9 protein-coding genes and 2 pseudogenes are annotated in these 12,643 nt (G+C 68.3%); 3 read left to right on the top strand and 8 right to left on the bottom strand.

Features of this window, described 5'->3' with window-relative positions; translation table 11 throughout:
• Window positions 1-263: 263 nt before the first annotated feature.
• Window positions 264-665 (bottom strand): annotated as a pseudogene (locus S1361_RS25320) (transposase); the annotation flags it as partial.
• Window positions 666-841: 176 nt separating this feature from the next.
• Here S1361_RS25320 and S1361_RS25315 point away from each other — a divergent pair.
• Window positions 842-1,588, top strand: coding sequence for a class I SAM-dependent methyltransferase (locus tag S1361_RS25315; protein ID WP_208036765.1), 747 nt, complete (start codon window positions 842-844; stop codon window positions 1,586-1,588).
• A 25-nt stretch (window positions 1,589-1,613) separates the two neighbouring features.
• On the opposite strand, the pseudogene S1361_RS25310 reads toward S1361_RS25315, so the two are convergent.
• Window positions 1,614-2,941: pseudogene (locus S1361_RS25310) on the bottom strand (NsdA family TPR-like regulatory protein).
• Window positions 2,942-3,105: 164 nt separating this feature from the next.
• Between S1361_RS25310 and S1361_RS25305 the strand changes: the two are divergent.
• Together S1361_RS25305 and S1361_RS25300 are read left to right on the top strand one after the other, a co-directional pair.
• A complete protein-coding gene (locus S1361_RS25305; protein WP_243769295.1) occupies window positions 3,106-3,555 on the top strand; it encodes an ATP-binding protein in 450 nt (149 codons plus the stop codon).
• A complete protein-coding gene (locus tag S1361_RS25300) occupies window positions 3,552-3,971 on the top strand; it encodes a hypothetical protein (protein WP_243769294.1) in 420 nt (139 codons plus the stop codon). The genes S1361_RS25305 and S1361_RS25300 overlap by 4 nt, the downstream gene beginning before the upstream one ends.
• A 37-nt stretch (window positions 3,972-4,008) precedes the next feature.
• On the opposite strand, the gene S1361_RS25295 is transcribed toward S1361_RS25300, so the two are convergent.
• From S1361_RS25295 to typA, 6 genes are all read right to left on the bottom strand, one after another.
• Window positions 4,009-5,127, bottom strand: coding sequence for an ABC transporter ATP-binding protein (locus tag S1361_RS25295; protein ID WP_208034061.1), 1,119 nt, complete (start codon window positions 5,125-5,127; stop codon window positions 4,009-4,011).
• A 13-nt stretch (window positions 5,128-5,140) separates the two neighbouring features.
• Window positions 5,141-6,202, bottom strand: coding sequence for an ABC transporter ATP-binding protein (locus S1361_RS25290; RefSeq protein ID WP_208034060.1), 1,062 nt, complete (start codon window positions 6,200-6,202; stop codon window positions 5,141-5,143).
• A 15-nt stretch (window positions 6,203-6,217) separates the two neighbouring features.
• Window positions 6,218-7,195: an ABC transporter permease gene (locus tag S1361_RS25285; RefSeq protein WP_208034059.1), complete on the bottom strand. Its 978-nt coding sequence runs from the start codon at window positions 7,193-7,195 to the stop codon at window positions 6,218-6,220.
• A gap of 95 nt (window positions 7,196-7,290) precedes the next feature.
• Window positions 7,291-9,084 (bottom strand): ABC transporter substrate-binding protein, encoded by a 1,794-nt coding sequence (locus S1361_RS25280; protein WP_208034058.1) that lies wholly within the window; start codon window positions 9,082-9,084, stop codon window positions 7,291-7,293.
• 101 nt (window positions 9,085-9,185) lie between these two features.
• Entirely contained in the window at window positions 9,186-10,226 is a 1,041-nt protein-coding gene (locus S1361_RS25275; RefSeq protein WP_208034057.1) for an ABC transporter permease, read from the bottom strand.
• Between the two features lie 480 nt (window positions 10,227-10,706).
• Complete coding sequence (gene typA / locus S1361_RS25270; protein WP_208034056.1) at window positions 10,707-12,614, bottom strand: translational GTPase TypA; 1,908 nt, start codon at window positions 12,612-12,614, stop codon at window positions 10,707-10,709.
• Between the last annotated feature and the right edge of the window lie 29 nt (window positions 12,615-12,643).

Below are 12,643 nucleotides of genomic sequence, written 5' to 3'. Positions count from 1 at the left end.
GAGGCGGCTCAAGCGCCACGCGATGGTGGTGAAGGGCGTCGGCCAGGGATACGGGTAGGAGGCGGCGCCGCGTCCCCACTCGCCGGTGCAGGCGAGAAGAGTCGCGCGCGGCCCTGGCCCCTCGGACGTGCCGCCGAACCGACCAAGCAGTCAGGCGGCTCCCAGAGGTATTCCGCGTCGGCCAGGGGGCCCACACCCTGGCACCCGCCCCGTCGCCGCTGTTCACGACCGGCCCTGTCATTCGTTCGGCGAGGCGTTTGTGGGCGAAGTCGGGCGAAGGCGTGCTCGACGCGCGCCCGAACTCGCTTGCGGGAGCGGTTGTGTTCCTCCTTCCAAGCTGGAAGTTCCTTGCCCTTGGTGCGGCTGTGCGGGATGACGAGCCCCGTGCCCTGGTAGCCGCCGTCGGCGATGGTCATGGTGTGGCCGACGGCGTCTTTGGCGCCGGATTCCTCCCAACCACGGGAGTCATGACGGTTGCCGGGCATGGGCTGGCCGACTACCACGCCCACTCGGGTGTCGGCGTCGATGACGACCTGGTGGGCGGTGGAGTACCTGTTCTTGGACTGCTCATCGATGCTGCGCTCACGGGTGGGCACCAGGGGACCGTCCACGATCAGCACTGTGCCCTTCGGGAACCGCTTGCGCGGCTTGAGCGCGAGCCTCGGGCATCATTTCAGTCGCCGACACCCTTCCCCACGACGATCCTGGGCTACGAGCAAGCAAGGGGGACAAGGTGGGACTGATGCTCTTCCCAGGCGACGACGACGTGGCGAGCCCGGACATCTCCTGGTCCTGCCCGGTTCCTGACACACCGTTCAGCAACCTGTGGCAGACTGCCGCGGTGGTGGATCACGTCTATGCCGATCTCTCGCTGGCCGCGCTGTACGACAGCCTCAACCCCTGGGGACCGGGTGACGACTTCTACCTCGAACTGCTGCGGCAGGCCGGGTCCGTGTTGGACATCGGGTGCGGCACCGGGCAGCTGCTGCGGCGGGCCCGGGCCGAGGGGCACCGGGGCCGGCTGACCGGCCTCGACCCGGCCGCCGCCATGCTCGTCCAGGCGCGGCGGGCCCGGCCGGACGTCGAGTGGATCCTCGGCGATGTGCGGGTGCGCTGCTGGCGGCCGGAGTTCGACCTGGTCGTCATGACCGGGCACGCCTTCCAGGAACTGGTGACGGACGAGGAGATCCGGGTCTGCCTGCGCGCCGCCCGCGCGGCCCTGTCCGACGGGGGACGCCTCGTCTTCGAGACCCGCAATCCCGCCGCCCGCGCCTGGGAGCACTGGACCCCGGACCGGGTGTACGAGGCCACCGCCGCCGACGGCACCCCGGTGAAGGTGTGGCACGAGGTCAGGACCGTCGCCCCGGACCTGGCCCGGGTGCACTTCACGGAGTCCTACACCGCCCCCCACTGGCCGGCCCCCCGGGTCGTCCGCAGCGTCCTCCGCTTCCTGGACGCCGACACCCTGAACACCTTCCTGACGGAGGCGGGCCTGACCGTCGTCGAACAGTACGGCGACTGGGACGGGTCCCCGCTGACCCCCACCTCCCCGGAGATCATCACGGTGGCCCGCCGGGCTCGGCACTGACACCTCGGGCGCCGGTCCCGGATCACTACGCGGCGGCTTTCTGCCGGGCGATCTCTCGGGCACGTTCGCCGAGTTGCCGCACGCTCCGGGTCCTCCGGGTGGCGACGTGCTTCTTCAAGGTGTCGAAATGCTCGTCGCCGCGCGAGGTCGACAGGGCCGTGTAGTCGTCCAGGAACCGATCCCACGTAGCGCACGCCGCGTCGACATGACCGAGCTCCCACTGCCTGGAGGCGAGAAGGCCGTTGGAATGGAGGCGGCCCTGACGCTCGTGTGCGGGCCGGACCCGGTTGGACTGCTGCATCGCCTTGATGGAGCCGGACAGGTCACCCAGGGCATACAGGACACTGCTGACGTGAAACTGATAGGCGGCCTGGTCGTATCCGCCTACGGCATCGTTACGGCCGTCGGCTTTCGACAAGGCCTCCTCGGTCTCCCGTAGCCTGTCGAACGCCCGGTGCCGGTCACCTACCAGAGCGGCGCCGTGCGCCTGCTGTCCGCGCAGGAACGCGACCAGGCGCGGGCCGGCCGCCGGTGCCGCTTCGGCAGCGGAGTCCGCCAGGTCCAAGGCCTTCGACGCGTGTTTGAGGCTGGCTGCCTGCAAAGCCATGCCCCGGAGGGTGCGGCAGTAGGTGATCTGATCGCCGCCTTCCTTGGCCAGGTCGAGGGCCTGTACGAAGTAGCGCTGTCCGAGACCGTGTGCCCGCTCGTACATGGCCATCCAGCCGGTCAGGTAGACGAAGTCACTGGCGGCAGCGAGCAGATCGCTCTTCACCCTGCCCTTGGCGTCGGCGTCGAGCCACGGCAGGACGGTGTTCGCGAGAAACGCCGCAGCCATGGGACGAGCGTGACCGCCGCCGAGGTCGTCCAGAATCGTTGCGATGTGGTCCGTCATCCGCTGGACCGTGACGACTTCGCCCGCCCCGACGCGCACCGTACGCCCGGCCTTCACGTCGTCGTCGGTACGGTCGAGCCGGTCGCCCAGGTCGGAGAAGCTCGGGACCATCAGGGCCGCCGAATAGAGCCCCGTAGCAAGTACTCCACGTCGCGACGGATCCATGTCTCTCCTCACAAGGTCCACCAGGGTGGCAGACGTGCGCGCGTCCTCCCCGGGGAACCCGGCCTCCGCGAAGGTCACGACGCGACCGACCCTCCGCGAGAGTCTTCGAGAACAGCCGCCCGTGCTTCCTCCTTCGGGACGCTTCCCTTGAGCCAGTGCGTGACCGTGCTGGCGTCGTAGTGCAGGTCAACCCCGGCCTCGGCCGCCGTGCGGTTCACCGCTCGCGCCAGCTGTCCGTTTCCCCATTCGGCCTCACGCATCAGCGCGGCGAGGGCCGTGTTCGGTGTGCGTCCCATGTCCAGCTCCCCTGGCGTTCAACGCATTCAACGGCCGTACCAGCATGGACCGTTCTCACTGCGGGCGTACCCCCGTTGGATGGATATCAGCCGCCGACGACACGGCTGCGCGACACGGCGGCAGCCCGACGGGGCAAGTTGCCCCACTCCAAGGAGACGACTACGTGACCACGACCGCCACGAGACCGATGTCAAAGGGCGATCCCGGCTATACCGAGACGATGCCCTGTGAACCGCAGTCCGCAAAGCGAGCCCGGACCCTTGTGGCCACCGCGCTGAGAACCTGGGGGATAGGGGACCTGCTGGACGCCGGAATGCTGATCGTGGACGAGCTGGTGACGAACGCCATCGACCACACCCGCTGTCGCACGGTCCGGGTTGTGATCCGGCGCGTGTCCCGAGACCGGGTACGGATCGGCGTCGCCGACAGCTCCCGCGAGGTCCCCGGCGTCGGAATGCCGGACAAAGATTCCGAGGGCGGCCGTGGCCTGGTCCTGGTCGACGTGCTGAGTGACCGCTGGGGGTACGACCTGCATCCCACGTGGAAGCTCGTCTGGGCCGAACTCACCCGTCCTCGAACAACACTCACCCCATCGACAGGAGCACCAGCATGAGCACCACTCTGAGCCCCGAGCGGATCGAACTCGGACGCTTCTTCGCTGTCGCTGCCGAGCGGTTGGCCGCCGGGCACGCGGTCGTGGAGATGTTCTCCGGCGCCATCGACGCCGAATGGCACCGCTTCCTGGACGACCCGGCATACGCCACGTTCTGCGCCGACCACGCCGGAGGTGTCCTCGGCCACGCCGCCGCGGCCGGCGCGGGTGAGATCTCGTGGGTCGCCGCCTACGAGGAGATGTTCGGCATGCTGCCGGAGTGCTGGTTCACCGACGCGGACGGCAAGGTCGACACCGACGCCCTGACCCGTTATCGGCAGACGGGCATCGTGGTGGCGGAGTGGGACTGCTCCCCCACCAGCGGAGACGGCGACGATGTCGTACCGCCAGAGCCGGAGAAGGCCGCGACGCGGTGACCAGCATGCACGCCGACGGAGCGCTCCGGCCAGCTCACTAACCCTGCTCCTCCTCCAACGCCGCCAACGCCGGGTCCAGCACGATGTCCTCCTCGCGGGCCTCGGTCGTCGGGTCCTCCGGGAAGTGGCAGGCCGTCAGGTGGCCTTCGCGGTTGCCGGAGAGCCGGAGCAGTGGGGGTTCCTCGGCCGCGCACTTGTCCTGTGCCTTCCAGCAGCGGGTGCGGAAGCGGCAGCCGGAGGGCGGGGAGATGGGGGACGGCACGTCGCCGGCGAGGCGGATGCGCTCGCGCGGGGGCGCCTCCCCCTCCGTCAGGGCCACCTCGGGAACGGCAGACAGCAGGGCGTGGGTGTAGGGGTGGCGCGGGCGGGTGTAGATGGAGTCGCGGTCGCCCACCTCGATGATCTTGCCGAGGTACATGACGGCGACGCGCTGGGAGAAGTGCCGTACGACGGCGAGGTCGTGGGCGATGAAGAGGAACGCGATGCCCAGTTCCCGCTGCACCTGCTGGAGCAGGTTGACGACCTGGGCCTGGATGGAGACGTCCAGGGCGGAGACCGGCTCGTCGGCGACGATCAGCTTCGGTTCCAGGGCGAGGGCCCGGGCCACGCCGATGCGCTGGCGCTGGCCGCCGGAGAACTCGTGCGGGAAGCGGTTGTAGTGCTCCGGGTTCAGGCCCACGATCTCCAGGAGTTCGCGGACCCGTTTCTCCCGGCCGCCCTCCGGGCTGATGCCGTTGATCTCCATCGGACCGGAGATGATCTTGCCGACCGTCTGCCGCGGGTTCAGCGACGAGTACGGGTCCTGGAAGATCATCTGGATCTCGGAGCGGATCGGCGCGAGCTGCTTGCGGGTGGCGTGGCTGATGTCCCGGCCGCGGTAGGTGATCGTGCCCCTGGTCGGTTCCATCAGGCGGGTGATCAGCCTGCCGGTGGTCGACTTGCCGCAGCCCGACTCGCCGACCAGGCCGAAGCTCTCCCCCGCGTGCACGGTCAGGTCGAGACCGTCGACGGCCTGGACGTGGCCGACCGTGCGCCGGATGGGGAAGCCGCCCTTGACCGGGAAGTGCTTGACCAGCCCCGAGACCGTGAGCAGCGGCTCGGCGGCCGCGTCGTCGCCGGCCTCGCGGGTGGCGGGGAGGACGAGGTCCTCTTTCATGACGGTTGTCCTCCTAGCCCAGTCGGGGCCTGATCTCTTCGACGAAGATGGTGCGTTTCTGTTCCTCGCCGAGATGGCACGCCGAGGAGCGGTCCGGCGCCAGCAGGGGGCGCTCGGTGGTGCAGCGGTTGCCGCCGACCCGGTCCCGGAAGGTGCACCGGGGATGGAAACGGCAGCCGGACGGTGGCGTGAGCAGGCTCGGCGGGGTGCCGGGGATGGGCGAGAGCGGGGTGCCGAGGTCGGAGTCCAGCCGGGGCATGGAGTTCAGCAGGCCCCAGGTGTAGGGGTGCTGCGGGGAGCGGAGGACCTCGTCCACCGTGCCGCGTTCCACCGCCCGGCCCGCGTACATGACCATGATGTCGTCGGCCATGTCGGCGATGACCCCGAGGTCGTGGGTGATGAAGACGATCGCCGTGCCGAACTCCCGCTGGAGGTCCTTGAGCAGGTCCAGGATCTGGGCCTGCACGGTCACGTCCAGGGCCGTGGTCGGCTCGTCGGCGATCAGCAGGTCCGGGTCGCAGACCAGTGCCATGGCGATCATCGCGCGCTGGCGCATCCCGCCGGAGAACTGGTGCGGGTAGTCCCGGGCCCGCTCCCCGGGGTTGGGGATGCCGACCTTGGCGAGCATCTCCACTGCCCGCTCCCAGGCGGCCTTCTTCGAGGCGCCGCTGTGCTTCATGTACGGCTCGGCGATCTGCCGGCCGATGGTGTAGAAGGGCGACAGCGCGGTGAGCGGATCCTGGAAGATCATCGCCACCCGGTTGCCGCGGAGTCTCTCCATCTCCTTCTCGGTGGCGGTGATGAGTTCCTTGCCGTCGAGGACGATCTCCCCGTCGATGGTCGTGAACAGCGGGTCGTGCAGCCCGAGGATCGTCAGGTTGGTGACCGACTTGCCCGAGCCCGACTCGCCCACGATGCCGAGCGTCCGCCCGCGGTGCAGGTCGAAGGAGAGGCCGTCGACGGCCTTGACCGGGCCGTCCTCGGTGGAGAACGTCACCTGGAGATCGCGCACCGAGAGGAATCCGTCCGGCCCGGTCGGGGCCGGTGCGCCCTCGGCCTTGGTCACTGTGGTCACGATGGCTGGTTCTTCCTAGGAGAGCCGGATGCGGGGGTCGATCCACGCGTAGGTGATGTCGGTCAGGATGTTGATGAGGAGGATGAAGAAGGCGCCGAACAGCATGACCCCCATCGTCAGCGGCAGGTCCTTGTTGACCGCGCCGTCCACGGCGAGCCGGCCGATCCCCTGGAGGGAGAAGGTCAGTTCGGTCACGACGGCACCGCCCAGCATGGAGCTGACGTCGATGCCGAGCACGGTGACGATCGGGATGAGCGAGCCGCGCCAGGCGTAGCGCAGGAACACGTACCTGCGTGACATGCCCTTGGCCCGGGCGGTGCGCACGTGGTCCTCGGCGAGCTGCTCGATCATCGACGAGCGCGCCATACGGGTGTACTGCGCGGTGAAGATCGTGGCCATCACGCACACCGGGATCGACATGCCGACGAACCAGCCGACCGGGTCCTGGGTGAAGGGCACGTACTTCGGGTCCTCCATCCAGCCGGTGCTGTAGACGAGGATCGTCAGCACGACCGGGCCGAGGAAGTAGATCTGGAAGGAGCTGAGCACCATGGACGCGCCGGTGGCGACCTTGTCGACCATCGTGCCGCGCCGGTACGCGGCGATCATGCCGGCGCCGACGCCGACGAGGAGGAAGACGATCGCGCCGCCGGCGGTCAGGGTCAGGGTCAGCGGGAACCGGTCCATGATGGTGCTCCAGACCATGTCCCCCGAGTAGAACGACACGCCCAGGCAGGGGGCCGAGCAGTGCCCGGTCGGGAAGTCACGGCCCGTCACGATGCCGGTCATGAAGTGCCAGAACTGCTGGGCGAGGGGCAGGTTGAGCCCCAGGGCCTCCCGGATGTCCGCCAGCCGCTGGGGCGAGCAGTCCTTGCCGCAGGCCAGGGAGGCGTAGTCGGAGGGTGCGGCCACGAAGAGGAAGAAGGTCGCCGCCCCGATGAGGAAGAGCGTGACGAAGGCGCCGACCGTGCGCCGGATGATGAACTGAAGCATGGCGGGCTGGCTGCTCTCTGCGGAGACGGTGGGTGGGTGCGCCGGGAGCGGGGGTGCGCCCGCGGTCCTGGCGCACCCCCGTCGTCAGCCGCGGGTCACGACTTCAGGTACAGCCGGGTGATGTCGATGAGGCTGGACACCGAGCCGTAGCGGGCACCGCCCACGTTGGAGCCGGAGATCTGGAACTGCTTCGTGTACCACAGCGGAGCCGCCGGGATGACGTTCTCCAGCAGGTAGTGGTGCGCTTCCCGCCAGGTCTTCGCGGCCTCGGCCGGCGGCTGCGTCAGCGCCTTCTTGATGAGGGCGTCGACCTTCGGGTCCTTGACGTGCGAGTAGTTCGCGGAGCCGTCGGAGACCTGAGTGCCGTCGTAGATCGGCGTCACGACCGTGCCCGGGGACGGCCAGTCCTGGCCCCACCCGGTGATGTAGATGTCGTACGGGTTCTTCAGCTTGCCGATCTGCTCGTAGTAGCTCGCCGCGTCGACCTCCTTGGCGACGACGTCGAAGCCGACCTTGGTGAGCGCGTCCTCGACGGCGACCTTGCGCCGCTGGCCCTGCTCGCTGTTGGCGTAGGCGAAGACGAGCTTCTTCTCGGCGGCCGGGACGCTCTTGAGGATCTCCTGGGCCTTGGCGATGTTGCCCTGCGGGGTCTTCAGACGGCCGTAGGGGTCGTAGCCCGGCTCGTAGCCGGGCAGCGTCGGCGCGAAGTAGTTCGGCGCGACGTCACCGCCGTAGGCGCCGCCCTCGCCGGCGATGAGGGACTTGGAGTTGACCGCGTAGGTGACGGCCTCGCGGACCTTCTTGTCCTTGACCCGGTCGAGGTTGAAGGTCAGCGTCATGACGTAGGGCTGGTAGCCCTTGACCGTGCGCTTGCTGGCCTCCGGGTTGCTGATGACGTCCTGGATCTGGGTGGCGTCGACGCCGCCGGTGAGCTGGATGGCGTTCTTGTTGTCGCCCTCGTCCGCGATCAGGCGCTTGGTCTGGGTGGACTCGGTGACGCCGAACTGGAAGGTGAAGCCGTCGGCGTACTGGTGGCGCACGGAGTCGGTCTTCGGGTCCCAGTTGGCGTTCTTCACCAGCTTCAGGGTCTTGCCGACCTTGTTCTCGACGATCTTGTACGGTCCGGTGGCGACCGGCTTCTTCTCGTACCGCTCCTTGGTGTCGCCCTTCTCGGGGACGACGGCGTACCCGGCCATGGCGAGCGTCTGCGGCAGGTCCGGGCGCGGCTGGTCGAAGTGGAAGACCACGGTCTTGTCGTCCGGGGTGTCCAGGACGGAGGCCGGCAGGTGCTTGCCGTCGAAGCCGCCGCCGGGCAGGGCCTTGCGGTAGTCGGCGCCGCTCAGCCAGGTCTGCAGATAGGTCGGGCCGTCGAAGACGAACTTGGCGTACTGGCGCTCGACGGTGTGCCGGACGTCGGCCGAGGTGATGGGGTTGCCGTTCTCGTCCTTGATGCCGTCCTTCAGCGTGAAGGTCCAGGTCCTGCCGCCGTCGGTGGACTTCCCGGAGTCGGTGGCGAGGTCGCCGACGACCGAGACGTCGCCCTTGTCGTCCTCCTGGAACTGGGTCAGCCGGCGGAAGAGCAGGTTGGCGACCTGGCCGGCGTCGGAGACGTAGATCTGGGCGGGGTCCAGGTGGGTGAGGCCCGGTTCCTGGTACACCGTGATCGTGCCGCCGGGTTTGGCACCGGGCACGTCCTTGGCGGGGCCGGTCGATCCCGCGGCGCCGACATAGGTGACCGGCTTCGACTGGACCGCCGCCTGCTTCTGGTCCTTCTCGGTGTCCTTGCCGGATTTGCCGCCCTCGTTCTTGGAGCAGGCCGTGAGAGCCAGGGAGCCGGCCGCGATGGCGATCACGACGGCGCGCGCTCCGCGGGCGCGATGAGACATCATGTGGCGAATCCACCTACCTGTCGGTTGTTATCCGTGAGATCTGCCGGGCGCCGGCCGCGCGGGCCGGCGGGGGCGGCAGCCACCCCCACCCAACGGACGTCCTATCGCCCGGACTTGGGGTCGAACGCGTCCCGTACGGAGTCCCCGAGGAGGTTGAAGCACAGGACGAAGATCACCAGCGCCACCCCGGGGAAGAACATGAACGCCGGGTCCTGCTCGGCGTACCGGGCGCCGGCGGCGAAGAGGCGTCCCCAGTCGGGCGTGGGCTCGACGAACCCGACGCCCGCGAAGGACAGGAAGGCGATGCTGAGGATGGTGCTGGGTAGTTGGTACGTGAACTGCACCAGGATCGGGGTGACGACGTTGGGCAGGATCTCCTTGCGTACGATCCGCCACGGTGAAGCGCCCGAGACCTTGGCCGCCTCCACGAACTCCCGTTCGCGCAGGGACAGTACGGTCGACCGCACCAGCCGGGCCATGCCCATCCAGCCCAGCAGCCACAGCACGATGAGCATGGCCAGGGCGCGGAAGTAGGTCGGCGTCTCCTCGCGGGGATCCACGAAGAACGACGTCACGACGGGCATGAAGGCGATGAAGAACAGCTGTTGCGGGAAGGAGAGGAAGAAGTCGGTGCCCCGGCCGATCCAGTAGTCCGTACGACCGCCGAAGTAGCCCCCGACCAGGCCGATCACGACACCGGTGACCATGATGAGGACGGTGATGCCGAGCGCCATGTACAGCGAGGTCCGCATGCCGTAGAGCAGCATGGCGTAGAGGTCGCGGCCGTACTGCGGTTCGACGCCGAACCAGTGGTCGCCCGAGACGCCTCCCAAGTAGCCCAGCGGAAGCCCGAATTCGTCGAGGACGGGCTTGTCGGCATAGGTGGGGTCCTGGCCGTACAGGGTGTACGGATCGGTGCCCGGCAGCTTCGCGAGCAGCGGTGCGAGCAGGGCGACGACGAAGTAGCCGATCACCACCACGGCGCAGATGACGCCCGTGCGGTCGCGCTTGAAGCGCAGCCACATGAGCTGGCCGGGGGACCGGCCCGTGAGCGTGACGGCCTCGGTCTTCGTCTCCGGCCCTGGTGCGCCGTCGACGACGGCCGAAGCCCCGCCGCCCTCAATGTCGATAGGACTTGTCACGGTTCGTCCGTTTCACAGGTATGAGTGTGAGAGGTGCCCGCGTACTCCGAGGACGCGCGTGACCGCAGTCGGACGCGCGTAGTTACTGGGGTTCCCTCCTCATGACTCCACGTGTTCACCAACAGGAGGGGGTTTCCGTCTACCCTCCGACACCCCTGACGGAGGGTCAGACACCCCCTGGTGCTCGTGAGTCGGCGCTGTCCCCACAGCGCGAGACCCATTGACCCGAGCGCTACGCGGCTAACTATCTGCCATGGGTCGACTACCGACCACCGCCCGTAGATCTCAATTCAGTCACAGCTCACCGCTATGACTTCCAAAATCTGGACAAACTGTTCGTCAGAAGAGGGCGCGAAACGGACTTGTTACATGGCTATCGGGCAGCGATCTCCGCATGTCGGACATGGCGCTTCCGAAAACGGGTTGCAAAAAGCCCGGGCGCCCCCATGGTGGGGGCGCCCGGGCTCAAGTGCCGGTAGATCAGCCGTGCTTGGCGCGGCTCGCAGAGCGGGCCCGCTCACGCTGGTCGAGCACGACCTTGCGGATGCGAACGGCCTCCGGGGTCACCTCGACGCACTCGTCGTCGCGGCAGAACTCCAGGGACTGCTCCAGCGACAGCTTGCGCGGCGGCACGATCGCCTCGAACGAGTCGGCCGACGACGACCGCATGTTCGTGAGCTTCTTCTCCTTGGTGATGTTGACGTCCATGTCGTCGGAACGGGAGTTCTCGCCGACGATCATGCCCTCGTACACCTCGGTGCCCGGCTCCACGAAGAGCACGCCGCGCTCCTGGAGGTTCGTCATCGCGAACGCGGTGACGACGCCAGAGCGGTCGGCGACGAGGGAGCCGTTGTTCCGGGTCGTCAGGTTGCCGAACCAGGGCTCGAAGCCCTCGTGAATGGAGTGACCGATGCCCGTGCCCCGGGTCTGGGTCAGGAACTCGGTACGGAAGCCGATGAGACCGCGCGAGGGCACGACGAACTCCATGCGGACCCAGCCGGAGCCGTGGTTCGACATGTTGTCCATGCGGCCCTTGCGGACGCCCATGAGCTGCGTGACGGCGCCCATGTGCTCCTCGGGCACGTCGATCGTCATGCGCTCGACCGGCTCGTAGACCTTGCCGTCGACCTCCTTGGTGACCACCTGCGGCTTGCCGACGGTCAGCTCGTAGCCCTCGCGGCGCATCTGCTCGACCAGGATGGCCAGCGCCAGCTCACCACGGCCCTGCACCTCCCAGGCGTCCGGGCGCTCGGTGTCGAGGACCCGCAGCGAGACGTTGCCGATCAGCTCGCGGTCCAGGCGGTCCTTGACCTGGCGGGCGGTGACCTTGCGGTCCTTCACGGCCGCCTTCGCGTCCGCGCCCTTGCCGGTGCCGCCCCGGCCGACCAGCGGCGAGGTGTTCGTACCGATCACCATGGAGATCGCCGGCTCGTCCACCGTGATCAGCGGCAGCGGGATCGGGTTCTCGGTGTCGGCCAGGGTCTCACCGATCATGATGTCCGGGATACCGGCGACCGCGCAGATGTCACCCGGGCCCGCCTTCTCGGCCGGCTTGCGGGTGAGCGCCTCGGTCATCATCAGCTCGGAGATGCGGACGTTCTGCACGGAGCCGTCGCGCTTGATCCAGGCCACCGTCTGGCCCTTGCGCAGTTCGCCCTGCTCCACGCGCAGCAGCGCGATACGGCCGAGGAAGTTGTCGGCGTCCAGGTTGGTGACGTGGGCCTGGAGCGGCGCTTCCTCGTCGTAGGTCGGGGCCGGGATGTGCTCCAGGATCGTGGAGAAGAACGGCTCCAGGCTGTCGCTGTCGGCCGGGACCGTGCCGTTGTCCGGCTTGGTCAGCGAGGCGATGCCGTCACGGCCGCAGGCGTAGACGATCGGGAACTCGATCTGCTCCTCGTCCGCGTCCAGGTCGAGGAAGAGGTCGTAGGTCTCGTTGACGACCTCGTCGATGCGGGCGTCGGGGCGGTCCGTCTTGTTGATGCACAGGATGACGGGCAGCCGGGCCTGGAGCGCCTTGCGCAGCACGAAGCGGGTCTGCGGCAGCGGACCCTCGGAGGCGTCGACGAGCAGCACGACACCGTCGACCATCGACAGACCGCGCTCGACCTCGCCGCCGAAGTCGGCGTGGCCGGGGGTGTCGATGATGTTGATGGTGATCGGGTCCCCGCCGTCCTTGGGGTGGTACTTCACCGCCGTGTTCTTGGCGAGGATCGTGATGCCCTTCTCACGCTCCAGGTCGTTCGAGTCCATCATGCGGTCGTCGACGGAGTCGAGCTGGTGGGCGGCGAACGCGCCGGCCTGCTTGAGCATGCCGTCGACGATGGTGGTCTTGCCGTGGTCGACGTGAGCGACGATGGCGACGTTGCGGATGTCGTGGCGCGTGGCCATAAGCTGCCGTACTCCCGGAGTGGTGAGGA

It is taken from the genome of Streptomyces cyanogenus, assembly GCF_017526105.1.
GTDB classification, from domain to species: Bacteria; Actinomycetota; Actinomycetes; order Streptomycetales; family Streptomycetaceae; genus Streptomyces; species Streptomyces cyanogenus.
This window is presented reverse-complemented; position numbering and strand designations above follow the sequence as displayed.

What these genes read in the sequence shown, in the direction of transcription:
- S1361_RS25285 (WP_208034059.1), bottom strand. Translation starts at nt 7,195, where the DNA reads ATGCTTCAGTTCATCATCCGGCGCACGGTCGGCGCCTTCGTCACGCTC.
- S1361_RS25295 (WP_208034061.1), bottom strand. Translation starts at nt 5,127, where the DNA reads ATGAAAGAGGACCTCGTCCTCCCCGCCACCCGCGAGGCCGGCGACGAC.
- S1361_RS25300 (WP_243769294.1), top strand. Translation starts at nt 3,552, where the DNA reads ATGAGCACCACTCTGAGCCCCGAGCGGATCGAACTCGGACGCTTCTTC.
- S1361_RS25280 (WP_208034058.1), bottom strand. Translation starts at nt 9,084, where the DNA reads ATGATGTCTCATCGCGCCCGCGGAGCGCGCGCCGTCGTGATCGCCATC.
- typA (WP_208034056.1), bottom strand. Translation starts at nt 12,614, where the DNA reads ATGGCCACGCGCCACGACATCCGCAACGTCGCCATCGTCGCTCACGTC.